At 70.8% G+C, this 25,954-nt stretch carries 19 protein-coding genes and 3 tRNA genes; 12 read left to right on the top strand and 10 right to left on the bottom strand.

The genetic code is table 11. The annotated features are described in order from the left end of the window. Positions 1-76: 76 nt before the first annotated feature. Both ACFYZB_RS30790 and ACFYZB_RS30785 read right to left on the bottom strand, forming a co-directional pair. Positions 77-715 (bottom strand): ATP-binding protein, encoded by a 639-nt coding sequence (locus ACFYZB_RS30790; protein WP_388764315.1) that lies wholly within the window; start codon positions 713-715, stop codon positions 77-79. 169 nt (positions 716-884) lie between these two features. Beyond that, complete coding sequence (locus ACFYZB_RS30785) at positions 885-1,715, bottom strand: glycerophosphodiester phosphodiesterase (RefSeq protein ID WP_388764181.1); 831 nt, start codon at positions 1,713-1,715, stop codon at positions 885-887. Between the two features lie 260 nt (positions 1,716-1,975). Here ACFYZB_RS30785 and ACFYZB_RS30780 point away from each other — a divergent pair, with 260 nt between their 5' ends. Both ACFYZB_RS30780 and ACFYZB_RS30775 read left to right on the top strand, forming a co-directional pair. Continuing rightward, positions 1,976-3,550, top strand: coding sequence for a trypsin-like peptidase domain-containing protein (locus ACFYZB_RS30780; protein ID WP_388764179.1), 1,575 nt, complete (start codon positions 1,976-1,978; stop codon positions 3,548-3,550). A 203-nt stretch (positions 3,551-3,753) separates the two neighbouring features. Next, positions 3,754-3,838, top strand: a tRNA-Ser gene (locus tag ACFYZB_RS30775). A 460-nt stretch (positions 3,839-4,298) separates the two neighbouring features. Here ACFYZB_RS30775 and ACFYZB_RS30770 read toward each other — a convergent pair. Further along, the gene (locus tag ACFYZB_RS30770; RefSeq protein ID WP_388764178.1) at positions 4,299-5,639 is read right to left on the bottom strand and encodes a low temperature requirement protein A; all 1,341 of its coding nucleotides are present in this window, start codon (positions 5,637-5,639) and stop codon (positions 4,299-4,301) included. 761 nt (positions 5,640-6,400) lie between these two features. Here ACFYZB_RS30770 and ACFYZB_RS30765 point away from each other — a divergent pair. Continuing rightward, the gene (locus ACFYZB_RS30765) at positions 6,401-6,856 is read left to right on the top strand and encodes a hypothetical protein (RefSeq protein WP_388764176.1); all 456 of its coding nucleotides are present in this window, start codon (positions 6,401-6,403) and stop codon (positions 6,854-6,856) included. A gap of 124 nt (positions 6,857-6,980) precedes the next feature. On the opposite strand, the gene ACFYZB_RS30760 is transcribed toward ACFYZB_RS30765, so the two are convergent. Beyond that, positions 6,981-7,853 (bottom strand): bifunctional DNA primase/polymerase, encoded by an 873-nt coding sequence (locus ACFYZB_RS30760; protein ID WP_388764174.1) that lies wholly within the window; start codon positions 7,851-7,853, stop codon positions 6,981-6,983. Between the two features lie 369 nt (positions 7,854-8,222). Between ACFYZB_RS30760 and ACFYZB_RS30755 the strand changes: the two genes are divergently transcribed. The 7 genes from ACFYZB_RS30755 to ACFYZB_RS30725 all read left to right on the top strand — a co-directional run bounded on the left by ACFYZB_RS30755 (position 8,223) and on the right by ACFYZB_RS30725 (position 14,561). Then, positions 8,223-8,540, top strand: coding sequence for a hypothetical protein (locus tag ACFYZB_RS30755; RefSeq protein ID WP_351208646.1), 318 nt, complete (start codon positions 8,223-8,225; stop codon positions 8,538-8,540). Between the two features lie 203 nt (positions 8,541-8,743). Further along, entirely contained in the window at positions 8,744-9,238 is a 495-nt protein-coding gene (locus ACFYZB_RS30750) for a hypothetical protein (protein ID WP_388764172.1), read from the top strand. Further along, positions 9,235-10,191 carry a bifunctional MaoC family dehydratase N-terminal/OB-fold nucleic acid binding domain-containing protein gene (locus ACFYZB_RS30745; protein WP_388764170.1) on the top strand — a complete coding sequence of 319 codons (957 nt, stop codon included), beginning with the start codon at positions 9,235-9,237 and terminating at the stop codon, positions 10,189-10,191. Before ACFYZB_RS30750 ends, ACFYZB_RS30745 begins: the two co-directional genes overlap by 4 nt. 49 nt (positions 10,192-10,240) lie before the next feature. Beyond that, positions 10,241-10,684, top strand: coding sequence for a MaoC family dehydratase (locus ACFYZB_RS30740; RefSeq protein ID WP_388764168.1), 444 nt, complete (start codon positions 10,241-10,243; stop codon positions 10,682-10,684). Next, positions 10,681-11,847 (top strand): lipid-transfer protein, encoded by a 1,167-nt coding sequence (locus ACFYZB_RS30735; RefSeq protein WP_388764166.1) that lies wholly within the window; start codon positions 10,681-10,683, stop codon positions 11,845-11,847. Before ACFYZB_RS30740 ends, ACFYZB_RS30735 begins: the two co-directional genes overlap by 4 nt. Positions 11,848-12,192: 345 nt before the next feature. Then, on the top strand, positions 12,193-12,786 hold the full coding sequence (locus ACFYZB_RS30730; protein WP_351208650.1) for a SigE family RNA polymerase sigma factor: 594 nt from the start codon (positions 12,193-12,195) through the stop codon (positions 12,784-12,786). Positions 12,787-12,884: 98 nt separating this feature from the next. After that, entirely contained in the window at positions 12,885-14,561 is a 1,677-nt protein-coding gene (locus ACFYZB_RS30725; protein ID WP_388764164.1) for a long-chain fatty acid--CoA ligase, read from the top strand. 100 nt (positions 14,562-14,661) lie between these two features. Here the strand turns inward: ACFYZB_RS30725 and ACFYZB_RS30720 are convergent, their stop codons facing one another. Both ACFYZB_RS30720 and ACFYZB_RS30715 read right to left on the bottom strand, forming a co-directional pair. Next, positions 14,662-19,269, bottom strand: a complete 4,608-nt coding sequence (locus tag ACFYZB_RS30720) for a PAS domain-containing protein (RefSeq protein ID WP_388764162.1) — start codon at positions 19,267-19,269, stop codon at positions 14,662-14,664. Between the two features lie 256 nt (positions 19,270-19,525). Next, positions 19,526-19,951, bottom strand: coding sequence for an SSI family serine proteinase inhibitor (locus ACFYZB_RS30715; protein ID WP_388764314.1), 426 nt, complete (start codon positions 19,949-19,951; stop codon positions 19,526-19,528). A gap of 299 nt (positions 19,952-20,250) precedes the next feature. On the opposite strand from ACFYZB_RS30715, the gene ACFYZB_RS30710 reads away from it, so the two are divergent. Both ACFYZB_RS30710 and ACFYZB_RS30705 read left to right on the top strand, forming a co-directional pair. Then, positions 20,251-20,341: transfer RNA gene (locus ACFYZB_RS30710), tRNA-Ser, on the top strand. A 203-nt stretch (positions 20,342-20,544) separates the two neighbouring features. Continuing rightward, positions 20,545-20,617 (top strand) — tRNA-Arg (locus ACFYZB_RS30705). Between the two features lie 812 nt (positions 20,618-21,429). Here ACFYZB_RS30705 and ACFYZB_RS30700 read toward each other — a convergent pair. The 4 genes from ACFYZB_RS30700 to ACFYZB_RS30685 all read right to left on the bottom strand — a co-directional run bounded on the left by ACFYZB_RS30700 (position 21,430) and on the right by ACFYZB_RS30685 (position 25,593). Then, entirely contained in the window at positions 21,430-22,626 is a 1,197-nt protein-coding gene (locus ACFYZB_RS30700; protein ID WP_388764160.1) for a glycosyltransferase 87 family protein, read from the bottom strand. 521 nt (positions 22,627-23,147) lie between these two features. Then, positions 23,148-23,423 carry a hypothetical protein gene (locus ACFYZB_RS30695; RefSeq protein ID WP_388764158.1) on the bottom strand — a complete coding sequence of 92 codons (276 nt, stop codon included), beginning with the start codon at positions 23,421-23,423 and terminating at the stop codon, positions 23,148-23,150. A gap of 34 nt (positions 23,424-23,457) precedes the next feature. Next, positions 23,458-24,444, bottom strand: coding sequence for a hypothetical protein (locus tag ACFYZB_RS30690; RefSeq protein ID WP_388764156.1), 987 nt, complete (start codon positions 24,442-24,444; stop codon positions 23,458-23,460). 600 nt (positions 24,445-25,044) lie between these two features. Continuing rightward, positions 25,045-25,593, bottom strand: coding sequence for an SMI1/KNR4 family protein (locus ACFYZB_RS30685; protein ID WP_388764154.1), 549 nt, complete (start codon positions 25,591-25,593; stop codon positions 25,045-25,047). Positions 25,594-25,954: the final 361 nt, after the last annotated feature.

The following is a 25,954-nucleotide window of genomic DNA, read 5'->3' as shown; positions in this document are numbered from 1 at the left end:
GGCCGAGGTCCTCGATCACGATCGTCGGTTCAACTCCTCGATGACGCCCGTCGGCCCAACTCCTCGGCCGCGTGCGTCAGTCCAGGTCGTCGAACGCGTCCACGAGGTCCAGGCCGGACATGTCCGGGAGCGCGGGTGAGGTGACGCGCGTAGCGAAACCGTCCCGGCGGCACCCGGCATCGGGATCGTGGACGTCTGCGTGGACCACCACCCAGACCGTCACCTCGCCGTGGACGTCGTCCCGGACGCCCCAGTCGTCGGCGAGCGCCGTGATGATGTTCAGCCCGCGGCCGCCGTGCGCGGTCACCGACGGGGTGGCCGGGGCCGGTCGGGTCGGACCGCCGCCGTCCGTCACTTCCACGATGAGCCGGCCCCGCGCGTCGACCCGCCACGCGGCGCGCACGTCACCGTCGCCGGCCAGCGCGTCGCCCAGGGGCCGCCCGTGTTTGCAGGCATTGCTCAGCAGTTCGGAAAGGATGAGTACGGCATCGTCGATGACCGATTCGGACACGCCACCGCTGCGCAACTGCGAACGCATCCGGTGTCTCGCCTTCCCCACGCCCGCAGGGCCATGGGGTACGGCCATGCTCGACGACGTGGGCACCTCCTGTGCCACCACCAACGCCACCCCCGAGACCTCCTTTGCCCCACGCCACGGTGTGGATGCCCCATTGGCCTGTACCGGAAACCGGCCAATCCTCTTCCGGTGACGCATTCGCAACGGCCCTGCACGGAGCGAACGCGCCGGAGCACTCCCTGTGACGAAGGCCCTTCCTCTGGTCGTCGTATGGCTGGATTTCAGTGGTGTGGCCGAGAGTGGAGGATTCAGCAGCCGCACAGCGGGGTCAAGGGGACGGACGCGGCTCCTTACCGGCCTCTTGAGGTCACAGCCGCCCCAGCTGCCGCAGGACCGCGCGCGGGCGGTTGGTGATGATGGCGTCGATGCCCAGCTCGACGCAGAGATCGACGTCCTCGGGCTCGTTCACGGTCCACACGTGCACCTGGTGACCGGCGCGTTGCAGCCGCTCCACATAGGCGGGGTTGTTGCGCACGATGCGGATCGAGGGCCCCGCGATCCGCACGCCCGCGGGCAGCCGCCCGTCGCGCAGCCGGGGTGTGAGGAACTGCACCAGATACACCGTCGGCAGCGTCGGCGCGGCGGCACGCACGCGGTGCAGCGAGCGCGCCGAGAAACTCATGACCCGGACCTGGGACTCGGCGGCGGAGGCCGGCGCGTCCAGGCCGAACCGCTTCAGCAGCGTCAGCAGCCGCTCCTCGACCTGGCCGGCCCAGCGCGTGGGGTGTTTGGTCTCGATGGCGAGCTCCACTCGCCGCCCGGCGTCGGCGACCAGCTCCAGCAGTCGCTCCAGGGTGAGCACGGAGGTCTCCTCGCGGTCCTCCGGCCGGTGCTCCCAGTCGGGCTCCTCGTCCCGACCGCGCCAGCTCTCACGCGTCTTCCAGGAGCCGAAGTCGAGCGCGGCGAGATCGGCCAGTTCCAGCGCGGAGACGGCGCCGCGGCCGTTGGAGGTACGGTTCACGCGCCGGTCGTGCACGCAGACCAGATGGCCGTCGGCGGTCAGTCGTACGTCGCACTCGAGGGCGTCGGCGCCGTCCTCGATCGCCTTCTTGTAGGCGGCCAGGGTGTGCTCGGGCGCGTCTTCGGAGGCGCCCCGATGGGCGACGACCTGGACGGAGCGCTGTCGTGCGTGGGTCACCGCGTCATGGTGCCACCGTCCGGAGGTGCATGGGGCGGCCGGGGCGCACCCGGTGCCCATTTATGTAACTTTTGCCGGTAAGGCCCTGTGTAAGGGCTGGGCGCGGACCCACAGCCACCGCTTATGGTGCTCTGACGGCTCGTGGGAAAAGCTGACTGCATACAAACGGAACAGTGGAGACTGACCACAGCACCATGCACAGCTGCCGAGCGTGAGCAAGTGCGACCGAACACAACAGCCGTGGACCGAGGAGAAGAGCTGTGAGCACCGAGAACGAGGGCAACGAGGTACCCCAGGCCCCGTCAGCACCTCCTGTGCCGGTGGCCTCTCCCACCACCTCCCCCGAGGGTTCCGCCCCCGGGGGGAACGAGCCGACGGCGCCCCTTCCGCCCGTCCCCCAGGACGCTCCGGCGGCGGCCGAAACCGAGCCCCGCCGGCCCGCCACCGACCCGAACACCGCCGCCCCGCACGCATCCGGCCCGGCCCCCTCGGGTCCGGCCCCCGACGGCTCCTGGCCGCCTCCGCCGCCGGCCGACCCGCCGTACGGCGAGAGCGCGTCCCATGGCGCCGGCGCGCCCTACGGCGACGGGGCGTCCCACGGCGGCGGTGCGCCCTACGGCGACGGTGGTGCCGGTGCCGCCGGCTTCGGACCGGGTGGCGCGGGCGGCGCCGGCGGCTGGGGAGCGTCGTACCAGCAGCCCGCCCCCAAGCCGCGCAGCGGCCGCGGCGGTCTCGTCGCCGCGGTCCTGGTGGCCGCGCTGGTCGCGGGCGGCCTGGGCGGCGGCCTCGGCTACACCCTGGCCAAGGACAACGACAGCAGCGGCTCCACCACCGTCTCCGCCTCCGACAACGGGGCCACCCAGGTCAGGCGCGCGCCCGGCACGGTCGCCAACGTGGCCGCCAGGGCGCTGCCCAGCACGGTCACCATCGAGGCCGAGAGCACGAATGGCGAGGGCGGCACGGGCACCGGGTTCGTCTTCGACAAACAAGGTCACATCGTCACCAACAACCACGTGGTGGCGGACGCGCTCGGCGGCGGCAAGCTGACGGCCACGTTCCCGAACGGCAGGAAGTACGACGCCGAGGTCGTCGGCCACGCCCAGGGCTACGACGTGGCGGTCATCAAACTCAAGAACCCCCCGTCGGACCTCAATCCGCTGGCCCTCGGCGACTCCGACAAGGTGGCCGTCGGCGACGAGACGATCGCCATCGGCGCGCCCTTCGGCCTGTCCAACACGGTGACCACCGGCATCATCAGCGCCAAGAACCGCCCCGTGGCCTCCAGCGACGGCAGCTCCGGCAGCAAGGCGTCGTACATGAGCGCGCTGCAGACCGACGCGTCGATCAACCCGGGCAACTCCGGCGGCCCGCTGCTGGACGCCTCCGGCGCGGTCATCGGCATCAACTCCGCGATCCAGTCGACCAACAGCGGCGGGTTCGGTTCCGGCCAGTCCGGCTCGATCGGCCTGGGCTTCGCCATCCCGATCAACCAGGCCAAGTACGTCGCCCAGCAGCTGATCGGCACCGGCAAGCCGGTGTACGCCAAGATCGGCGCCTCCGTCTCGCTGGAGGACTCCACCGGCGGCGCGAAGATCACCGATCAGGGCGCGGGCGGCTCCGCCGCGGTCGAGTCGGGCGGGCCGGCCGACAAGGCGGGCCTCAAGCCCGGTGACGTGATCACCAAGCTCGACGACATGGTGGTCGACAGCGGCCCGACCCTGATCGGCGAGATCTGGACCCACAAGCCCGGCGACAAGGTCACGATCACCTACAAGCGCGGCGGCCAGGAACACACGGTCCAGCTGACCCTCGGCTCCCGAGTCGGCGACAACTGACCGGACCGACCGCCACGCACGCGTAGGGGCGCTTCTCGGCAGGGGCGCCCCTCGGCGGCCGGCACCGCCCGCCCCTGACCTGTCATCATGCGGCCGACCCGGGTCCCCTACCGGCTCCCGGGACCCCGCTACGGACCACACCGCCCGCCGGACTGTGGATCCCGGTACGCTGTACCCGCTCCGCCCCAGGTGGGCGGGAGCGAGGTGGGTTGCCCGAGCGGCCTAAGGGAACGGTCTTGAAAACCGTCGTGGCGCAAGTCACCGTGGGTTCAAATCCCACACCCACCGCACAGATTGACGGCCCCCGACCAGGCGATACGGTCGGGGGCCGTTGCGTTGTGCTGTGCCCGCTCGTCCCCGTGGTTCCCCGTGGTTTCCCGCTCGATCGGGCACGGGTGGGGCACGGGCACCCTTGGCGGCCTGCCTGGGTAGCGGTGATCAGGAGCCGGTCTTCTGATGTTCCTCAACTGACGTTCGGGGTTGGGCGCCTGCGGTAATGCCCAACCCGCCGTCTCCGACCTGGGGGAGAGCTGTCCTCAACTGTCGTCGTCTGTAGCGGCTGAAACCGTCGTTGACCTGCACCCTAGCGGCTGGCGGCACGTCTGGGCCGCGCCCGGAATCAGAGCACCAGCCAACGGGTCTTACAAGATTTTCGTAACCGGTGTCGCGGGCATCAGGTGAGCAGGATGCGTTGGCGCAGGAGTGGGAGGCCGGCGCGACCGTACATCTGCTGCTTGATCATTCGGCGTCATGGCCTGGCCGTGTCGTTGTCCAGGGCCGCGCGGCGTGCCACGGCAACGACCCAGGGGATGCCGAGAAGGACGACGAGTACGACGGCGAGAACCAGCGGTGTCGGGCGTGCCGGGCCGAGTGCCACGGCGGCCAGTGCCATGACGAGGCAGGTGCGGACGACGGGCAGGTACCGCCCGCGGTCCCGGTGCCAGACCTCCAGGCCTGTCACCAGGAGCATGGTCAGCGACAGCACGATCGCGACGCCCGCGCACAGCACCCAGGCCGTCGCGGCGGGGGTGCGGAGGTCGTGTGCATGCTCGACCAGGCTGACCATCGCGGCTCCCATGGCGGCCACCGTCCCGGTGAGCGGCAGATGGGTGAACATCCACTGGACGGTCACCACGCGGGTACGTCGGGGCCGGTAGTGCCCGGCGAAGTCGAAATACGTCCACCACGCGCCGAATCCGACCAGGACGGCCACCAGCGCGACCGACAGGTTCAGGGCGCTGATCGGCTCGTCGGACAGGCCGGTCACCACACCAGCGACCACCTCGCCGAGCACGATGATGACGAGCAGCGCGAACCGTTCCCTGAGCGCGTCGGTGAACCACAGGATCTCCGGCTGACTCTGCGGGAACAGGGCGATCACGACTGCGACCTCGACCAGGGACGAAGCCGCCAGCAGCCCCCAGACCAGCAGGCGGGCGCCGGGCGAAAGGAAGGCGCTCGCGAGGAGGACCACCGCGCACCCGGCCGTCATGGTCACGTACAACCGGTTGGGCACGCGCCACCCCGGGGGGTAGCGGCGTCCCGCCAGCATCCAGATGATGGCCAGCACGGCGAACAGGATCCCGGCGTCGATGGCGAACCTGGCTCCGTTCGCCCCGCCCACCTTGGGGATGAACGCCCCCAGCGGGACCAGGACGAAGATCTGCACCAGGACCAGGACACGGGTCCGCGCGTCCTCCCGGCCGTGCAGTTCATGGTGGACGGTGCCGTTGAGCCAGGCGATCCACACCAGCGCGAACACCGCGGCGAACTCGCCCACCCCCGACCAGCTGAGATGCTCGGTCAGGTGGTGGGCGGCCTGTCCCACCAGCACGACGACCACCAGGTCGTAGAAGAGCTCCAGCGGGCCGACCACACGCCGCTGCCGCTGCTCCCCGGGGCCGCGCGGCGGCTGCCACAGTCGACGGCCCTTGCGCTCGGTCATGTCAGCCGGCCGGGCGCTGCCGTGCGAGGCCCCGGAGCCCGCCCACAGCCCGGCGGCGCGTGCCCGTCCGAGCGCGTACCGGGCCGCTCCGGCGTTGCCGGCCAGGAGGTGCGGCAGCTCGGTACGGGCGCCGGCGGACGCCACGGCCGCGCACCGGCCGACCGAGCTGCGGACTCGGGGCGTAGCTGCTGTTCCATGACTTCTCCCCGCGTGAGGAGCCAGGGGAGGATCCCGTCAGGCGATTTTCTCGAATCAGGACATTATTGGCGAATTTCCTTCGAGCGCGGCCTCGTCGTCTGTCGGCGTTGGTCGCCTTCGGACGGCCCACAGACAGCCCGGCTCGGGGCCCGGAAGCGCCTTCAGCGATAGCGTGAGGGGCCGCTGACGCCAGCGCCCTCGATAGCGGCCGAAACCCTTGATGACCAGCATGTCAGCCGTTGGATGGACGTCCGTGTGGAGCCCTGGGCAAGGGCCACTGCACGTCTTCGGCGGGGCGCCGACGAGCCGCTGTCGAGCCGGGCGCTGTGCCGGGCTGTCGGCTCGTTGGCCGGAGAAGAGAGAGTGCGTCCGCGTTGTTGGACGCGGGCGAGAACGTCAAGGCCGTCAGCGAGTACATGGGACATGCTGATCCGGCGCTGACGCTGCGGGTGTACGCCCACCTGATGCCCGACAGCAGAGAACGCGCCCGCTGCGCGATCGACTCCGTGTTCCAGCACAAGCCTGAGGGAGGGGCACGACCCACAGACCACCCAGTGAGCCACAGGCGGCCCCTGAACTGCTGTGTGCCCTTCGCGACACCTGCGGGAATCCCCTTGCCGGCGACGCGGGTTGCAGTCGCGGTGCCGGAGGATTGCGGCCATCCTGTTGGAAGAGCGTGGCTGGCTTCGCGTGGGCGGTGTGCTGTGGTGACCGCGCTGCACAGGAAGGCTGCTGGCATGACAACGGTGCCGAACAGGAGACAGCAAGGGCTTGGGGGACTCGGCGAAACGATCGACGACGCCTCCAAGTTTGCCGGGATGATGCTGATGGTCAGCGGGCCCCTCAGCATCCTGATGGGCGCAGCCGGAATCGCGCACGACACCCTGTTCGCCGCGTCGCGGTACGCCTACCGGTTCGACCTGACGTCCTGGGGCTGGATCCACCTCGTGATGGGAGTGGCCCTCGTCATTGCCGGCCTGGGAGTCCTGGCAGGCCGGAGCTGGGGTCGTGGGGCCGGTGCATCAGTGGCAGCGATCAGCCTGATCACCCAGTTCATGTTCGTTCCCTACTACCCGTTGTGGGCCATCCCCGTGATGACACTCGACCTCCTGATCCTGTTCGCGCTGACGAGGGTCCATATCGAGACCCGCGGCGGTCGATGAACCTCGCCGCCTCGCAGCGTGCCCGAGAGGAAGATCACGGCCAACAGACGGCCCAGTGAAGGTAGAGCACGACGTTGGGGCCGTGATCTTCGTGGCTCGACGTGCTCCGTCTGCCTCCCCGCGGTCACGGCCGGTGCCCCGTCATCCGCGCCGCCGAGGCGATCGTCGCGCGGGCCTCGCGTTCGGACAGGCCGGTGCCCAGGGCGGCCTCGGTCAGGGGGTCGGCCAGGGCGGGGCCGATGCCGTTCTCGTAGGCACGGCAGGCGGCCCAGAAGAGGCGGGTGTTGCGCTGGCCCTCGTGCGCGGAGAGGACGAACTGGACCAGGCCGCGGCCGTGGTCGCCGGGGACCGGAGGGTTCGGATGCGGGGGCCGGGGCGGCGGCACGAGCAGGCGCAGCAGGGACGGCGGACAGGGGGCGGGGGTGAGGTGCGCGGTGCCGGGCGTGGTTGTGTACACGCCGTGGTCGGTGCGGGAGCCGGGGCCCACGAGGTAGCCGCCGGCGCCGCGGATGTCGATGCCGGGGGCGAGGCGCCCGGCGGAGTTCGGTACGACGACGTCCGGCGGGCCGGTGAGCCACAGGTGGCGCCCGCCGCTCGGGGTGCGGACGACGACCGTCTCCGGGATGGTGAACAGATGGCGCAGGGCCAGTTCGCGCAGCGCGGTCGAGGAGTTCGTACCGGACTTGGTGTCCAGGTCGACGCCGATCAGGTGGTACGGCGCCAGCCCGCAGGCGATGCCGTAGCCGGTGGCCCAGGGCGCGGCGGCGAACAGCTCGCGGATGCGGACGGGGTCGGCCGAGGCGTCGTACACGCCGTGGCCGAAGCGGCCGCACTGGCCGTGGCAGCGGGGTCCGGCCGGGTCGGGGTCGTCGCGGTGGGGGGAGCGCAGGGCCGGGAGCTTCGTCCGGGACAGGGGGATGACGGCCAGGCCGCGTTCGGCGGCTGACAGGGCATGTGCGAGGGCCAGCGTCGTGGCCTGCCGGTCGGTGTAGGCCATGCCTCCATGTTCGTACGTACGTTCGAAAAAAGGAAGAGGCGGCCGGTGGTGACGCGCCGGGGCGGGGAAATTGGCCGGATGTGTGACGGAACGGTTCATCCCTTGTGCGGCTTGGTGAGCGGAAGTGCGATCTCACCCGTTCTGGGCGGTGAAGGTGCGAAAGATGGCGATAAGGGTTTATCGACTTGTCATCACGCTTGCGTGCGAATCGGGTCTTCCGGGGTGGTTCGCCGGGGATTCGGTGGGCAACTCTGATCTCGCGACGTCGTCCACGACAGTCAGAGCGGTCGGCCAACTGCCCTGACACAAGCCGTACTTCATGTACGTCCGGCCCTAGTGCCGCAGAGTTCTCGGTTCTGGAGGAACAACATGGCAAGCATCCGTACCGCCCGCGTACTCGCCGCCGTCGCCGCACTTCCGCTCGCAGCCGCCCTCTTCGGTGGCGTCGCGGCCGCCGACAACGGCTCCCTCGCGGACAACGGATCGAGCGCCAACACCGGTGTGGCGGGCATCATCGGCAGCGGAGTCGGCCACAACAACAACGGAAACTCGTCCACCACGCAGCAGAACGCGGTCGGCAACGGTGCCTCGAACCAGAGCAACACCGCCCAGGTCAACGGCTCCGCGTGGACGGCGATCCAGCAGGGCAACGAGAACGTCGCCGTCCACTTCACCCAGCTGTGGTGACCCGGGGGCGAGGCCCCTCTCGGTGAGGGTCCTCGTGGGGTGTGCTTCAGGGTCGTAAGGCGTCTGCGCGGCGGTGCTTCGGTGCCGCCGCGCAGGCGTGTTCCCGCGCGCGGTCCTGCGCCGGCCGAGCTTGACACCCATCGGTATCTGACGGACAGTCAGAAACTGTCCTGTCAGGTACGCGAGGCCGGGAGGGACCCGCCGTGCACCTCGCCCCCACGGAGCGGCAGCAGCACCTGCGCGCCGAACTCCGCGCCCGTTTCAGGGCTGTGCTCCCGCCGTACGGCGAACCTGCCGACTTCCGCGCCCGGTTGCGCCGCATCGGTGTCGAAGGCGGGATGGGCCTCGACCGGCCGGTCGAATACGACGGCTGGTCGCCCATCACCGGCCGGCTCAACCGCGAGAGGGCCGCGCTCGCTGCCGCGCCCATCGCCGCCCGTACACCCGATCCAGTGAATCCGGGGCGCCGGATCGATGAGCCGTGGGGGCGTCTCCGGGCGGTCGGAAATCATGCCCGAATGGACGCAAAGCGCCTGATCAACCGGTGTTCGGCGGCAGACGTGGGGGCCGGTCGAACGGCTCCCGGCGAGGCCGGCGGCGTGAAATCGGCGGGAACGCAATCGACTGTCGCGACGTATCGCATGTGTGAGGAGATCGTCGCGACGAGGCGGCTCGGGGTGGCAAGGGGGCGGCGGTGAGTGGGAAGACGGAGGAGGGGGCGGCGGTGGGCGGAGAGGCGGACGAGGTGGGCGCGCGACTCAAGGCCTACGAGGGGCGGTCGGCCGCCGTCGCCGGGGTGGGCAAGGACCCGGTGAACGCGCCGATGATCCGGCACTGGTGCGAGGCCATGGGCGACACCAACCCGGCCTACTCCGGCCCGGACGCCATCGCCCCGCCCACCATGCTCCAGGCGTGGACGATGGGCGGCCTGTCCGGACACGAGGGCCGCACGGGTGCCTACGACGACCTGCTGTCCCTCCTCGACACCTCGGGCTGTACGGCCGTGGTGGCCACCGACTGCGAGCAGGAGTACCTACGGCCCCTGCGCCCGGGTGACCGGGTCACGTTCGACTCGGTGATCGAGTCGGTCTCCGGCCGCAAGACGACCAAGCTGGGCACCGGGTACTTCGTCACGACCCGCACGGACGTCCGGGTCGACGGCGACCTCGTGGGCACCCACCGCTTCCGCATCCTCAAGTACGCCCCGGCCCGCCGGAAACCCCCGGCCCCGCGCCCCCGCCCGGTGGTGGGCTGGGACAACGCAGGCTTCTGGCAGGGCGTGGCCGAACACAGACTCCTCATCCAGCGCTGCACGGACTGCGGCACCCTGCGCCACCCCTGGCTGCCGGGCTGCAACGCGTGCGGCTGCCCGGACTGGGACACGGTCGAGTCGAGCGGCGAGGGAACGGTCTACTCGTACGTGGTGATGCACCACCCGTCCTTCCCGGCATTCGACCCTCCCTACGCGGTCGGCCTCGTCGAACTCACCGAGGGCGTACGGATGGTGAGCAACGTGACCGGGGTGCCGTACGACAAGGTGCGCATCGGGTTGCCCGTCCAGGTGGAGTTCCGGACCTACGAGGACGCGGAGGGCGCGCTGGTCCTGCCCGTCTTCCGGGTCGTCGAGGGCCACGGCGAGGGCGAGGCCTGACATGGACGTCACGCACAGGCGAGGGAGTTGACCGCGTGGGGAGTGAGACGTGAAGACGGCACCGACGACGGCTCTCACGGCGGGCGCCGCGCTGCCCCCGCTGGAGATCCCGGTCACGCGGACGCTGATCGTGGCGGGGGCGATCGCGTCGCGGGACTACCAGGACGTGCACCACGACGCCGAGTCGGCCAGGCAGAAGGGCTCACCGGACGTTTTCATGAACATCCTGACGACGAACGGCCTGGTCGGCAGATACATCACGGACCACTTCGGCCCGACGGCCATCCTCCGCAAGGTCGCCATCAGGCTCGGGGCACCCAACTACCCGGGAGACACGATGGTGTTGACGGGCACGATCGAGGCGGTCGACGGCGACACCGCCACCGTACGGGTCGTCGGCGCCAACGCCCTCGGCAGACATGTGACGGGCACGGTGACGGTCACGGTCCCGGCGGCCCCCGCCACGACCCCGGACACGGAGGCCCGCTCATGAGCATCCCGGCGCGCGACACCCTGGCCGGGCGCGCCGCGATCGCCGGGATCGGGGCCACCGAGTTCTCCAAGGACTCCGGGCGCAGCGAACTGCGGCTGGCCGTGGAGGCGGTGCGGACCGCGCTGGACGACGCGGGGCTGGCGCCGGCGGACGTGGACGGGTTGGTGACCTTCACGATGGACACCAACCCGGAGATCACGGTGGCCCAGGCCTGTGGGATGGGCGAGCTGTCCTTCTTCTCCCGGGTGCACTACGGCGGCGGTGCGGCCTGCGCCACCGTGCTCCAGGCGGCGCTCGCGGTGGTGACGGGCATGGCGGAGGTCGTGGTCTGCTACCGCGCCTTCAACGAACGCTCGGGCCGGAGGTTCGGCGCCGGCGTGCAGCACCGGGAGCCGTCGGCGGAGGGCGTGGCGCTCGGCTGGGTGCTGCCGTTCGGGCTGCTCACCCCGGCCTCCTGGGTGGCGATGGCGGCCCAGCGGTACCTGCACGCGTACGGGCTGGCGCCGGAGGTGTTCGGGCATGTGGCCGTGGTGGACCGCAAGTACGCGGCGACGAACCCGGCGGCCTACTTCCACGGCCGCCCGATCACGCTCGCCGAGCACGCCGCGTCCCGCTGGGTCGTGGAGCCGCTGCGGCTGCTGGACTGCTGCCAGGAGACCGACGGCGGGCAGGCGATCGTCGTCACCTCGGTGGAGCGGGCCCGGGACCTGGCGCATCCCCCGGCCGTCATCGCGGCGGCCGCCCAGGGCGCCGGCCGGGCGCAGGAGCAGATGACCAGCTTCTACCGGGACGATCTGACCGGCCTGCCGGAGATGGGCGCGGTGGCCCGTCGGCTGTGGCGCACCTCCGGTCTGGCGCCCGCCGACATCGACGTGGGGATCCTGTACGACCACTTCACCCCGTTCGTGCTGATGCAACTGGAGGAGTTCGGGTTCTGCGGGAAGGGGGAGGCGGCGGATTTCGTGGCCGAGGAGCGGCTGCCGCTCAACACACACGGGGGCCAGCTCGGTGAGGCCTATCTGCACGGGATGAACGGCATAGCGGAGGCGGTGCGCCAGCTGCGGGGCACGGCGGTGAACCAGATACCGGGCGCTGCCCGGACCCTGGTGACGGCCGGCACCGGGGTGCCGACCTCGGGGCTGGTCCTGGCGGCTGACGGCTGACGATCCACGGCTCACGCCGGACGCCCCACGGCCCACGCCGGACGCCCCACGGCGGACGGCTTACGGCTCACGGGGTTCACGGCCGGCCGGCGGACGGAGCGACGGGCCGCCTCCCCGCCCCCTGTGTCCGTGAGCGGTGCCGGGTCCGCCCCCGGCCTCAGGGTCGGGCCGGCAGGCGGAACCGGGACCGACCGGGGTGGAGTCAGGGTCGTACCCGCAGACCGGGTGGAGTCGCCGTCCACCTTCAGGAGGTGGAGCCTGCCCCACCCCTACAACCTGAGGGGGACGCCGCTTCAGGACCTGGGGGCGATCCGATCCAGGGGAGTCCGCTCCTAGCGTGGAGCCATGACCACACCCGTCTGCACCAGCGCCTCGGCCGCCGCCGCACCAAGGCGGCAGACCCTCCCGCACCCCCGGCTCCGGCCGGGCGGGGAGGCTCCGGCATATCCGACGTTCGCGTCGTATGTGCGGGCTCGTCAGCCGGTCCTGCTGCGCACCGCGCGCTCGCTCACCGCGAACCTGAGCGACGCCGAGGACCTGTTGCAGACCGCGCTCGCCAAGACCTACGTGGCCTGGGAGCGGATCGAGGACCAGCGGGCGCTCGACGGCTATGTGCGCCGGGCGCTGTTGAATACCCGGACCTCGCAGTGGCGCAAGCGCAGGGTGGACGAGTTCACCTGTGACGAGCTGCCCGAGCCGGAGCCCGTGCCGGGCGACGACGACCCGGCCGAGCGGCAGGCACTGCACGACGCCATGTGGCGGGCGATCATGAAACTGCCGGCCCGGCAGCGCGCGATGGTCGTCCTGCGCTACTACGAGGACCTCAGCGAGGCCCAGACCGCCGAGGTGCTCGGGGTGTCGGTGGGCACGGTGAAGTCCGCCGTGTCGCGTGCGCTGGCCAAGCTGCGCGAGGATCCCGAGCTGGGCCTGGTGCGCTAGCCGACTCGCCGGTTTTTCCTCCCGAGTGACTCACCCCCTAGTGACATACCGCTCGGTATGTGAGCAGAATCAGCGCAGCCTCTACCACCGCGTAGGCAATGCCGCCCCGGGAGGACTCCGTGCTGAGCACCATGCAGGACGTACCGCTGACCATCACCCGCATCCTCGTGCACGGGACACTGGTGCACGGCCGCTCCCAGATCATCACCTGGACCGGGGAGGCCGAACCGCAGCGGCGCAGTTTCGCCGAGACCGGGGTGCGCGCGGTGCAGCTGGCGAACGCCCTGCGTGACGAACTCGGCGTCCGGGGCGACGACCGGGTGGCCACCCTGATGTGGAACAACGCCGAGCACGTCGAGGCGTACTTCGCGATCCCGTCCATGGGCGCGGTGCTGCACACGCTCAACCTGCGGCTGCCCGCAGAGCAACTGGTGTGGATCGTCAACCACGCGGCCGACAAGGTCATCATCGTCAACGGCTCCCTGATCCCGTTGCTCGCGCCGTTGCTGTCCAAGCTGCCGACGGTGGAGCACATCGTCGTGTCGGGCCCCGGTGACCGTTCCCCGCTCCAGGGCGCGCACGCCCGGATCCACGAGTACGAGGAACTGATCGCCGACCGGCCGACCAGGTACGACTGGCCCGAGATCGACGAACGCCAGGCTGCCGCGATGTGCTACACCTCGGGCACGACCGGCGACCCCAAGGGCGTGGTCTACAGCCACCGTTCGATCTACCTGCACTCCATGCAGGTCAACATGACCCAGTCGATGGGCCTGACCGACCAGGACACCTCGCTGGTCGTGGTCCCCCAGTTCCACGTCAACGCCTGGGGCCTGCCGCATGCCACCTTCATGACCGGCGTCAACATGCTGATGCCGGACCGCTTCCTGCAGCCGGCGCCGCTCGCCGAGATGATCGAACGCGAGAAGCCGACCCACGCCGCGGCCGTCCCGACCATCTGGCAGGGCCTGCTCGCCGAGCTGACCGGCCGGCCCCGCGACGTCTCCTCCCTCACCCAGGTCACCATCGGCGGCTCCGCCTGTCCGCCCTCCCTCATGGCGGCCTTCGACAGGCTCGGCATGCGCGTCTGCCATGCCTGGGGCATGACGGAGACCTCGCCGCTCGGCACGGTGGCCCGTCCGCCGGCCCACGCGGCCGGTACCGAGGAGGAGTTCGCCTACCGCCTCACCCAGGGCCGTTTCCCGGCCGGCGTCGAGGCCCGGCTCACCGGCCCCGGCGGCGAACGCCTTCCCTGGGACGGCGAGTCGGCGGGCGAGCTGGAGGTGCGCGGCCCCTGGATCGCCGGCGCCTACTACAACGGCCCCGACGCCGAACCCCTGCGCCCCGCCGACAAGTTCAGCGAGGACGGCTGGCTCAAGACGGGTGACGTCGGCACCATCTCCCCCGACGGCTTCCTCACCCTCACCGACCGCGCCAAGGACGTCATCAAGTCCGGCGGCGAGTGGATCTCCTCGGTGGAGCTGGAGAACGCACTGATGTCCCACCCGGACGTCGCCGAGGCCGCGGTGGTCGCCGTACCCGACGAGAAGTGGGGCGAACGCCCGCTGGCCACGGTCGTCCTGAAGGAGGGCGCCACCGCCGACTTCGACACCCTGCGCTCCTTCCTCGCCGAGGAGGGCCGCATCGCCAAATGGCAGCTGCCCGAGCGCTGGACGATCGTCGAGTCGGTGCCGAAGACCAGCGTGGGCAAGTTCGACAAGAAGGTACTGCGCAGGCAGTACGCGGACGGACAACTGGACGTCACCCGCCTCTGACACCCCCGGGCGCGCCGGGCAGCGGACCCTGCTGCCCGGCGCGCCCGCGCGTCAGCCGCCGGGTACGGATCCCGGAGGTGTCCCCGGGTGAGGCCGTGGGCTAGTTGGTGCCGATCCGGGCCAGCAGGTCCACGATCCGGCTCTGCACCTCGGTGCTGGTCGACCGCTCCGCGAGGAACAGGACCGTCTCGCCCGAGGCCAGCCGGGGCAGGTCGGCCTGGTCGACTGCGGCGGTGTACACGACCAGCGGGGTGCGGTTGAGCTGCCCGTTGGCGCGCAGCCAGTCGATGATCCCGGTGACCCCGGCCTGTCGCCGCTGCACCTGCATCAGGTCCATCACCACGAGGTTCGGCCGGAACTGCCCCGCCAGCGTCACCGCGTCGTCGTCGCTCGCGGCCCGCGCCACCTGCATCCCGCGCCGCTCCAGCGTCGCGGTCAGCGCCAGCGCGATCTCCGCGTGCTCCTCGATGAGCAGCACCCGCGGCGGATGCTGCTCGCTGTCCCGCGGCGCCAGCGCCTTCAGCAGTACGGCGGGATCGGCGCCGTACGCCGCTTCGCGCGTCGCCTGCCCGAGTCCGGCCGTGACCAGCACCGGCACCTCGGCCGCGACGGCGGCCTGCCGCAGCGACTGCAGGGCGGTACGCGTGATGGGCCCGGTCAGCGGATCCACGAACAGCGCGGCCGGGAACGCCGCGATCTGCGCGTCGACCTCCTCGCGGGAGTGCACGATGACCGGCCGGTAGCCGCGGTCGCTCAGCGCCTGCTGGGTCGTCGCGTCCGGCGCGGGCCACACCAGCAGCCGGCGCGGGTTGTCCAGCGGCTCCGGCGGCAGCTCGTCGTCGAGCGGCTGCGGACGCGGGGTGTCCGCGATCTCGATGGCACCGCCCGGGCCGTCCAGCGGCTCGGGGCCTTCGGCGGCGTCGGCGTCCGGCGCGCCTATGGCGTACGACCGCCCGGCGCCCTCGGTGGTGCCCGGGGCGAGCCGGGACTGCCCGGCCAGGGACGGGTGCGCCGCGGCCGGCTGTACGGCCGCCTGCTCCGGCTGCTGCTCTTCACGCTGGGCCGGGTCGGGAGGCGTGCCCAGCTTGCGCCGGCGGCCGGAACCGCCCGGCGTGTGCGGCGGCGGGGTCGCCGTCGGCTGCTGCACCTGGGCGGCCTGCCGCGAGAACGGCACGCCCTGCCCGAGCGTACGGACGCTGATCGCCCGCCCCTGCGTCGAATGCGGGTCGGGAGCGGCACCCTCGGCGGGCAACGGCTGCGCGGCCCGCGGCGCCTGTACCCCGGCCTGGTCCGCGGGGAGCGGCGTGCCGGGGGCCGGCGTGCCGGTCTGCGGTACGGGAGTGCCCGCGCCGGAGGTGTCGTCGGAGGCGGCACCAGGCCACTGCTGGGGCACGCCGGGCGCCGGAACGGCCGTCGGCACCGGTCCGTTGCCGGCCTGCGCGGGCAGCGGCTGGGCGCTCGGGGTACCACCGGGCGGTGTCGCGGTCGCTGCCGGAGCGGACTGCTGGGCCGGGACCGCCTGGCCCGGAGCCGCCGGGACCGGCCGGCCCGCGGTGTCCTGCGCGGGCGCGGCGATCTGCGGTACGGGCGCCTGCGGTACGGCGGCCTGCTGACCGGGTGCCTGCTGACCGGGCGCGGGGACGGCGGCCGGGGCGCCGGGCGCCGCGGCGGGCGTCTGCGCAGGCGTCGCCGCGGTGGCCTGGACGGGGATGCCCTGCCCGGCCGTACCCTGCGCCGGAACGCCGTGAACGGGCGTGCCCCGACCGGGAGTCGGCGTCCCCGCCGGATGCGGCCCGGCCTGCCCGGCAGCGACCGGCACACCCTGAGCGGGGTCCGCCGGCGGGGCCACGGCCCGGCGGCGCCGGCCGGTCGGCGCGCTGGTCGGATGCGGCTGCGGCGGGGTGTGGTCCCCGGACTGGTCGAGCGGTACGGCGTCGTGCCGGCCGTCGGCGCCCGGTGCCCCCGCGGCGGACAGCGGCGGCTGAGCGGGCACCTGCACCGGACCGGAGCCCTGAGGCGGAACGGGAAGCGGACCCGCGCCCTGCCCGGCACCCGGACCGGCGCCCTGCGGCTGCCCCGCGGCAACACCCGGAACGGCACCCGCACCCGGACCGACGGGCACAGCCGTACCCGGGCCCACCGGTACAGCCGTACCCGGGCCGACAGGTACGGCCGTACCACCAGGACCGACCGGCACGGTGCCCCCGGGCGCCACAGGCACACCGGCACCCGGAACGCCACCGGCCGCCGGAACCGTACCCACTCCGCTCGCCGAGTCCGGGGACTGCGGGGAGCGGTCGGCCTCGGCCGGCGGCAGGGCGAAGACCGTACGCGCACCGCCCGCCTCCTGGGCGGCGGCACGTTCCGCCGCCGCGGCCAGCGCACGCCGGCGCCGCCCGGTCGGCTGGCCGGCCTCGGCCGGAACGGCCTCGGCACCCGGCGTCGGCCCGTTGCCCGGGACTCCCGCCGCCGGCAGTGCGGGCGCGGGCGGCAGCGCGGCCTGCGGGGCGCCGGATGCGGGGCGGGCGCGCCGGCCCGTGGGTGCGGGCACGCCCCCCGGCGGCACGGCGGAGCCGAGTCCCGTACCGGAGGCGGCGGCCCCCGCGGCATGCTCGGCCGCGGTCACCACCGCGCCCTCGCTCACAGCCTCACTCGCACCTGCGCCGTCGCCCGCTGCGCCCTCGGCGGACCGGCCACGGCGTCGTCCGGTCCCGCCGGACGCGGTCTCCGCGCCCTCGGCCGGTACCGCGCCGGTCGCGTCGGCGGGCACGGCGGCGCGCCTGCGGCGGCGCCCGGTCGGCGCGGGCGCGTCGGGGTCACCGGCCTGGCCGGCGCCGGACACGTCACTCTCCAGGAAGGCGTCGGTGGAGGGCCGCCGGGCCCGCCGTCGTCCGCCACCGGCGGCCTGCTCGGCGGCACCGGCCTCGGCCACGGCCACCTCACCGGTGCCGGTGCCCGTGCCGGAGCCCTGCCCGCCCGCATCCGGCGCGGCGGCCGGAAGGGCAGCGGGGGGCACCTGCCCCGCGACCGCGCCGTCGACCGCCCCGGCACCACCGCCGAGCGGCACCTCCAGCACATAGGCGCTGCCGCTCATGCCCGGCACCTCGTGCGTCTGCAGCACGCCGCCGTGGGCCCGTACGATCCCGCGCACGATCGGCTCGTGCACCGGGTCTCCACCGACGTACGGCCCGCGCACCTCGATCCGCGCGACCTCACCGCGCTGCGCGGCCGCGACCACGACGGTGTTGTCCAGGTAACCGCCCGCGGAGACGGGCGAGTTGCCGGTGGCGTCGACACCCGCGACATCCGCCACCAGGTGGGCCAGCGCGGTCGCGAGCCGCTGCGGGTCGACCTCGGCCTCGATGGGCGGCGCGTGCACGGCGAACTGCACCCGCCCCGGCCCGATCAGCTCGACGGCCCCGTCCACACCGGCGGCGACCACGGCGTCGAGCAGCACCTTCGTACGGGTGATGTCCTCGGCGCCCGCGTCCAGTCGCTGGTACCCGAGCACGTTGTCGATGAGCGTGGTGATCCGCGAGTACCCGGCGGAAAGGTGGTGGAGCACCTGGTTGGCCTCGGGCCACAGCTGCCCGGCGTCGTCGGCGGCCAGCGCCGCCAGCTCGCGCCGCAGCTCGTCCAGCGGCCCGCGCAGCGACTGCCCGAGCAGGGTCAGCAGCTGCTCGTGCCGCCCGGCGAGGGCCTCGTACCGGTCCTTCTCCCGCTCGGCGAGCGCGGCGTACCGCTCCTCCCCGGCCGCCAGCTCCGCGGCGTGCTTCTCCCGCAGTTCCTCGACCTCGGTGACGTGCTGCTGGCGCAGCGCGGTCAGATCGGAGGCGTGCTCCTCGGTGAGCCGTTCGACCTCCTCCGCGTGCGCCTTCTCCAGCACGGACTTCTCCTCGGCGAGGGCCTCGTACGGCCGCCGGTCGGTGAAGGTCATCACGGCGCCGACGAGCTGCTCCCCGTCCCGCACGGGCGCGGTGGTCAGATCGACGGAGACCTGCTCGTCCCCCTTGGACCACAGCACCTGCCCGCGCACCCGGTGCTTGCGCCCGGAGCGCAGGGTGTCGGCGAGCGGCGACTCCTCGTACGGGAACGGCGACCCGTCGGCGCGCGAGTGCAGCACGAGGGCGTGCAGCTGCTTGCCGCCGAGCTCCCCGGCCCGGTAACCCAGTATCTGGGCGGCGGCCGGGTTGACGAGCACGATCCGCCCGTCGGTGTCGGTGCCCACGACGCCCTCGGCGGCGGCCCGCAGGATCATCTCGGTCTGCCGCTGCGACCGCGCCAGCTCCGCCTCGGTGTCGACGGTCCCGGACAGGTCCCGGACGACGATCATCAGCAGCTCGTCACCGGTGTATCCGTAACCGTCGTACGCCTGCTGCCCGTTCTCCAGGTTCGCGCTCGTGACCTCGACGGGGAACTCGGACCCGTCGGTCCGCCGCGCGACCATCCGCGTGGGCTTGGTGCGCCCCTGCGGATCCATGTGATCGGGCCGCCGCATCGACCCGGGGATCAGCCGCGAGTCGAACTCGGGCAGCAGATCGAGCAGCCCACGCCCCACGAGTGCCGTACCGGGCGCCTCGAAGGTCTCGAGCGCGATGGTGTTGGCGTTGACGACGGTTCCGTTGGCGTTGACCAGGACCAACGCGTCCGGCAGCGCGTCGAGTATGGCTGCGAGGCGAGCAGCGCCTCGGGATGGCCTGCTGCTCACGAGACGCTTCCTCCCTGTTACCGCACCTTGCCGACCGCTCGGGCCATCTTGCCAACCGGCCCGCGACGTGTCACGCGAGGGAGTCTAAGCGCACACGTTGCGCTCGCGACGCCGGATGAGAGGGAGGTCCCACGACGAAGTGACACCGAACCGGCCACCACACACCGACCACCCCCTCCGACTTCCCGAGACCTTCGCGGGACCTTTACCGGACCGTGGATTTCCGGCTGACGGACGGACTGGCGGACTGGCGGGTTTACGTCGCCTCGCCCAGCTTCGGCAGCAGCGGCACCATCCGGTCCCACCGCCCGATCTCGCATCCGTCGCTGCGGTCGTACGCGGCGTCGACGCTGCGTCCGGCCCAGGTGCCGGTCACCCGGGCGGTGGCCGGTCCGCCGTAGAGCATGGTGCAGACGGTGCCGGGCGCCACGGGAGCGAAGCGGTCCCGCCCCCACTGCGTGTGCTCGTCCAGCGCCCGGCAGGCCTCCGCCGCGTCCGGATGACTCCCGCCGGCCGGATGACAGAACAGCTCGTACGACCCGTCCCGCCCGGACCCGGCATGCCGCACGACGACGGTGAGGTGATCGGCGGGCCGGTCCTCGGGCCGTACGGGCGGCGGCACGGAGGACGAGGCGACGGCGGGTACGGCGGAGAGGGTGACCAGGGTGGATACGGCGACCAGGGCGGGCACGCCGGCGAGGACGGACCCACCGCCGCCATGCACACGCCACCGCCGAGGGGCAGCGCCCCCCTGCCCCCTCTGACCCCGCTGAAGAAGGAAAACCATGCCCTGCCCAACGTCCCGGCCCCCCGGACGTTGCGTCCGCCGTTCCACCGCCGTCCCGCCTGCGCCGCGCCGGACAGAAGCCCTTTGCCCTGTGACCCGACTGCCTAGTACCGTGGGGGGCGATTGGTGACAGGCCGCTCGGCTGTGTCATCATCTGCACGCACCACTCGCGCGCTCGCGTGAGCGGTTGTGCTGGAGGCGTCGCCTAGTCCGGTCTATGGCGCCGCACTGCTAATGCGGTTTCGGGCTAACACCCGATCGAGGGTTCAAATCCCTCCGCCTCCGCACCGATCCCGAAGCCCCGGTCCCCAGGACCGGGGCTTCGGCGTTCCCGCCCTCCGTCGCCCTCAGCCCATCTGTGGACGTTTCCGCAGGTCACAAGGGGTGTGCCAATCGGATTTCACATGTCGGCGGCAGTCATGTAATGTTCTTCCTGTCGCCGGGACGGGGCCGAAAGGGCCGAAACGGAGACAAGAACAAAAGAACAAGCACTCGTAGCTTAACGGATAGAGCATCTGACTACGGATCAGAAGGTTGCAGGTTCGAATCCTGCCGAGTGCGCACAGGTGAGGCCCCGGATTACTCCGGGGCCTCTTGCGTTTCAGGGGCGTACAGCAGCGAAGTACAGCAACTTGGTCTGGATCAGCCGGTCTCGGTTCGGGTGCCGCCCATGGCGGCGGACAGATGACCCGAAGGCCGGCGCGCCGGGCCCGCGGGGCGAACATGCGGGTGAGGTTGCCCGGCTCGATCGGCGTCCCGTACTTCGTGGTGAAGATCAGCCCGCGAGTGTCCTGCCACAGCTCACCGGCCGCCTTCCGGTCCCCGGTCTGCTGAGCACGCCGCATCCGGAGCGCCTTCAGACAGAACTCGGGGAGCGGAAGGAAGTCGTCGGACTCCTCCGTCCTGGTCTCCCGGTGAAGGATCTGTCGGCCCGCACGCTGGATCTGGTGATCCACGTACAGCTCACCGGTCTTGAAGTCGATCGACGTCCAGGTCAGGCCCAGGACCTCACCGCGCCGCAGGCCGAGGCAGAGGGCCAGGACCCAGGCGGCGAAGAGCGGATCTTCCCGAGCGAGCGAATCGGCGAGGAAGCGCCCCGCCTCGATCACGGACCAGGGCTTGATCCGGCGGCGACGAGGCTTGGGGACCTTGACCGCTGTCCAGCGATATGCCCGTACAGCCAGGCACCCGGCGGGCCGTCCTGGGGCCGTTGATCGATTACACGGCCGCAGGTCAGAGACCCGGCCCTTCACTTGACCGGCTCCTGACGCGCTCTGCAGCGTTCCTCAGAACAGGTTGATCACTGAGGTCCGTTGCGCACTCAGCGATGTCCTGGCGGAAGTGCAGTGCTCGGAGGAACGAATCTGAGGCGGTCATGATCTCCTCGAAGCAGGCGGCAGCGATCCGGCCAAGATGGTCCGGGGGCCAGCGGCCGACTGCTGTCCAAGCACCACGCCGGCCGACAGAGCAGCGGTGAAGCGCGGCCAAGCCAGCAGGACAATTGGGTAAATGGCGTAGCCGATGCGGGTGGCGGGAGACAGCACTATCGCAAGGAACAGACCGAGTGCCAGCCTGTCGGCACCTGCCACGGTGGTCCGTGGTGGGCGGATCAGTAGCGAGAGACCCACAGTCATCGCGCTCAGCGCGATGAGCGCCATCGTGAGGGATTTGCCGTGGGGGACCAGTACAGCGATCAGATGTCCCAGCAAAGGACTCTGTGCGGACGATGCCGTGGGACCGAGTCCCAACGGGTAGAGGACGACATTGCGGTAGAAGGCGCCACTGTCCACCAAGGCCACAGGCAGGACAGTGAACAGGGCGATCCCCACTGCTCCCGCCGCGCTCTTGACCGCAGCACGCCACCCTCCACGCACCGCCAGCACGGTGACGAGCACCGGGATGGCCGGCCAGGCGGTCCACTTCAGCGCGGCCGCCGCGCCCAGAGCCAGCCCAGCCCGTCCAGAATCGCCCCGCTGTGTGAAGGCCAGGGCCAGGCACATCAATCCGATGACCGGCGGGTCCACACCACCGAAGGTGAGCGGCAGCGCGACAACAGGGCAGGCGATCAGCCACAACACGCCCGTCCTGCCAGTGACCCCCTGCGGAGTGCTGATCCGGGCGGCGCCCGCGTCGCGGCCGTTGGTAAGCGCCCGTATCGCGCCCGCCACGGCCGCCAGGAAACCGACGAGAAACCACAACCGGGCGCTGGTGAACGGGATGCCGCCGCACAGCATGTGCGGTATGCCGAAGAGAGCCATACCGGGGAGGTAGGGATTGAAGTCCCGCACCGCGTGCGGTGTGGGGTGGTACGGGCTACCGGAGGCGAACAGCAAGTCGGCCGCCCGCTCCACGACGCCGACCTCCATCTGCTCCTTGCTGATCACTGTCAGGTACAGCAGGGGCACGACGGCCCCACCGAGGACCGCGACCACGGCGGGAGCCAGTGCCCACGGCGCGGACGACCTCGCCGCGACCAGTGCGGCACAGCCGTACCCCAACGCAGCGGCCAGGCCCCATGCCTCCTGCGAGGTGTCGGCGGGCGACAGCAGCCCCACCACGAGAGCGGACACGGCACAGACCACCAACAACGGCCAATCCCACCGCCGTCCGACGGACGGCAGCTTGCCGGCGGCGGCTGTGGTGGAGCCTGACTCCTGTGCGCGAACAGCAGTTGACATCAGGCACCAAGCTTTCGCGGTATCCAGACGCCGACGCCGACCGCACGGTGCCGCCGTTGACACGTGACAGATCCGCGGAAGCCGAGTGAGAGAGGACTGATAATCACGATGCAACTATCCATTCAGTGTATACACAGTGCGTATACGTGAGCGCGCGACCCGGTACCTGATCACCAGGCTCCGTCTGCCTGTGCGTTACGCGGCCGCTCCTGTGCGCCCTGCTTGTACTGACCAGGGCCGATCCCAACCGCTCCCAGACGATCTGAGGTCAAGGCAACGGCCCGTGCGCGAGCACGACGAGATGACCGGCTTACATCAACCGCGGTGACCTGCATGTTGACGATAAAAGACGCTCAGCGGTGCCCCAGCTGACATATCAAGCTGGGGCACCGGGAGACCGACAGCGGCCGACCTTAGACCGGACGACGCTTCAACTTGGCGACCTTGACGGCCTCAAGGGTCGTCAGGCCCCAGAAGACAGCGACCACCCATGCAAGGACATCGTCCCTGGCTGTGATGCGCGCGAGGCTCCACATGATGGCCATGACGACCAGTGGGAGGACCATTGCCGTACGGCTGCCTCGAATCGGCGACGTGTGCTGACGGCCGTACGTCGATCGGAGCTTGGTGCGGTACCACGTGCACACAGCCAACGCGATCGCGCCACTCCATACCAGAGCTTCAGCCATCTCGCGCCGTCCTTTCTCTAGTCAGCGTAAGGCTTTACTTGCAGTAGCCACCCTTGTACTGAGCAACAATGCCGTCACTCTTGATCTCCACGCACTTGCCGGCGTGAGAAGCAAGGGCTGCCTGTGCCACGGCGAGTCCGACGATGGGGTCGATCACGAGGTCAAAGGGACCACCGACCGCGCTGACGATGGCAACAGCCGTGGCTCCGCCCAACGCAATCTGCTCGGTCTCATGCTTGTTGAAGTATGCGGTGCCCGTGATGATCCCCCATGTGAAGTGAGGATCGGCGACCACGGGGAAGGCTGTGTCGCTCGCGGTCTCGACCGTCTGGATGAGCTGGTTGCCTTCGAGGGTGTAGTGAGTCGGCACGGGCTTGCCGTTGGCGTCCTTCGCCCAGGGCGCGGAGATGCGACCAACCTCCTGGGCCGCACCGCCTGCCAGGGCGCGCAGCAGTAGATAGCCACCGGCACCGTCCTCTACCGCCTTCGTGTCGACAGGCAGGTTGAGGGTGAAGCGCTGCGTGGTCGGCGCCTGGGCGTTCTTGAGCGTGATCAGGGTGGACGCGCCACCGTCCGTGGAGGGCTGGACCGCCAGGTCGGTGGCCTTGGCGGCGTCCGGGTAGACGACAGTGCCCTGCCCGGTCTTGACACCCTCGACATCACTGCGACCCGGCAGACCGAGGGACAGGCTGCCCTTGCCAGGTGCTGTAGCAGCAACCTGACCGCTGGCGTTCCCCGGGGCCGTGACTGTTACGCCGGCCTTCGTGGCTTGCGCCGGGCTGGCGTCCGTGGTGGTGGACGCAGCGATGGCCTGGGTGCCGGTGACCTTCTGCACGACAGCGGCCGCCTGCGTGGCGGTATTGCCGCCAGCAGCGAAGGCCGGGGCGCTGGTGACAGCAAGCGCAGCGGTCAGGGAGGAGGCAAGGACAGCAGAAATCGCCGTACGTATACGCATTACGTTAGAAATCCCCGATTGATGTACAACCGCCGTGGTCAGCGGCGGTATTAGCGGCGTGATCATGTCACATTGAGGTGTACGAGTCACGATGACCAGGTGCGATGTGCCTCACACAGGCGGCCGTTCGCGCCGAAGGGCATTCATCACCTGACGGCTGAATCTCCAGCAGCAATCACGCCACCCACTTCGCCCCCCCAACATGCCTGCTTGGCACGTCAGATAGCCCAGCGCATGACCAGACGGTGACGGCAACCTTGACGGCGACCACGGCACAGAGGCAGCGATCGGCCCGCAGCAGGCTGTCCTGTCCAACGGGCTGCCCGACTCTACGGATCAGTGACCAACAGTCGCTAACCGATCTCTGTAGAGCTACGAATCAGAAGGACACCGCACGTCCCGAGGTGGCCATCGCCGGACGCCTCGCTCAGGTCATGGTCGCGAACGATCTGAGGGAACTTGCCGTGCTGCTCGACGAAGGGGCCATGCCAGAGCCGTGCCAGGTCGTACGGGGAACCACGGGGAACACCGGGGATCAGGGCGACGGACAATCGAGCTCCGACACTGCGTCGCCACAGGTCAGCCCGGCTTCCTCCCCTAAACGCCCCTAGCTTCCCAAGCTGACACTGCCAACGGAGCAACGGAGTGGCACTCCGCCATCCAAGGTCACATTGCATCAGACCAGGGCTTGCCCTCGACCCAGTGACGGACCCAGCCGGCGAAGCCGGACTCGCCTGTGGTGAAACCGAACTCGGATCCAAACGGTCCGGCACCCTCGCCGCAGATGTTCCAGACGTGTCCACGGTGGGGGCCTGCGACGATCAAGTGCCAGTACATGCCGCAGCCGTCGGTGCCCAGTACGATCGACCCGTGGTCGAAGACGGGATCCAGCGTCGGACCCAGTTCGTCGTCCGGTATATCGTCCTTCTCCCACAGCCACATCTCCGTGAGCGGGAACGGCTTGGCCAGCTCACGGACCGGGCGGTCGTCGCCCCAGTCATCGGGCAGCTCGGCCAGCGGCACAAGACCGTAGTCGGGCGGGCCGAAGCCGCAGCCGTCGGCTATCTCAGCGACGCAGGTCCGGTAGGGCTCGGGCAACGTGATTCCATGTTCCGTCTCGAAGGCGCGGACTGCCTCCCAGCCCAGGGGCTCCCCGGTGTCGAAGGCCGCCCGGAGCATGGCCAGGTCTTCGGGGCGAGCGTGCTCGGTATCCATACGGCACATAGCTATCACCGGCCACTGTCACAACACGTGGTGAGTGGACCCAGACCCTCTATCGGCCTCGATGCGGCGAGCTTTCGTCGATTCGGTGACGGCTGCGGTACAGCAGCGAAGTACAGCAACCACAGCAACCAACCATGACCGGCAGTGCCTCTGAGGGATCTCGCGACGACCGCTATGACCGTCATTGACCAATCTCTCCAGAGCTACGCATCAGAAGGTTGCAGGTTCGAATCCTGCGCACTCGTGTCCGCCCTAGATGTGCTGTCCCGGGACGTTGGTGACACGCGTGCTGGGTGCTTGAACGGGTGAGGGCCTTCTGGGTTCGGTGTGGATTGCGACATCTACACGCCGA

It is taken from the genome of Streptomyces sp. NPDC001852 (genome assembly GCF_042891825.1).
Lineage (GTDB): Bacteria > Actinomycetota > Actinomycetes > Streptomycetales > Streptomycetaceae > Streptomyces.
This window is presented reverse-complemented; position numbering and strand designations above follow the sequence as displayed.

What these genes read in the sequence shown, in the direction of transcription:
- ACFYZB_RS30790 (WP_388764315.1), bottom strand. Translation starts at nt 715, where the DNA reads ATGCGTCACCGGAAGAGGATTGGCCGGTTTCCGGTACAGGCCAATGGG.
- ACFYZB_RS30760 (WP_388764174.1), bottom strand. Translation starts at nt 7,853, where the DNA reads ATGGCCTACACCGACCGGCAGGCCACGACGCTGGCCCTCGCACATGCC.
- ACFYZB_RS30755 (WP_351208646.1), top strand. Translation starts at nt 8,223, where the DNA reads ATGGCAAGCATCCGTACCGCCCGCGTACTCGCCGCCGTCGCCGCACTT.
- ACFYZB_RS30735 (WP_388764166.1), top strand. Translation starts at nt 10,681, where the DNA reads ATGAGCATCCCGGCGCGCGACACCCTGGCCGGGCGCGCCGCGATCGCC.
- ACFYZB_RS30730 (WP_351208650.1), top strand. Translation starts at nt 12,193, where the DNA reads ATGACCACACCCGTCTGCACCAGCGCCTCGGCCGCCGCCGCACCAAGG.
- ACFYZB_RS30725 (WP_388764164.1), top strand. Translation starts at nt 12,885, where the DNA reads ATGCCGCCCCGGGAGGACTCCGTGCTGAGCACCATGCAGGACGTACCG.
- ACFYZB_RS30695 (WP_388764158.1), bottom strand. Translation starts at nt 23,423, where the DNA reads ATGGCTGAAGCTCTGGTATGGAGTGGCGCGATCGCGTTGGCTGTGTGC.
- ACFYZB_RS30690 (WP_388764156.1), bottom strand. Translation starts at nt 24,444, where the DNA reads ATGATCACGCCGCTAATACCGCCGCTGACCACGGCGGTTGTACATCAA.
- ACFYZB_RS30685 (WP_388764154.1), bottom strand. Translation starts at nt 25,593, where the DNA reads ATGGATACCGAGCACGCTCGCCCCGAAGACCTGGCCATGCTCCGGGCG.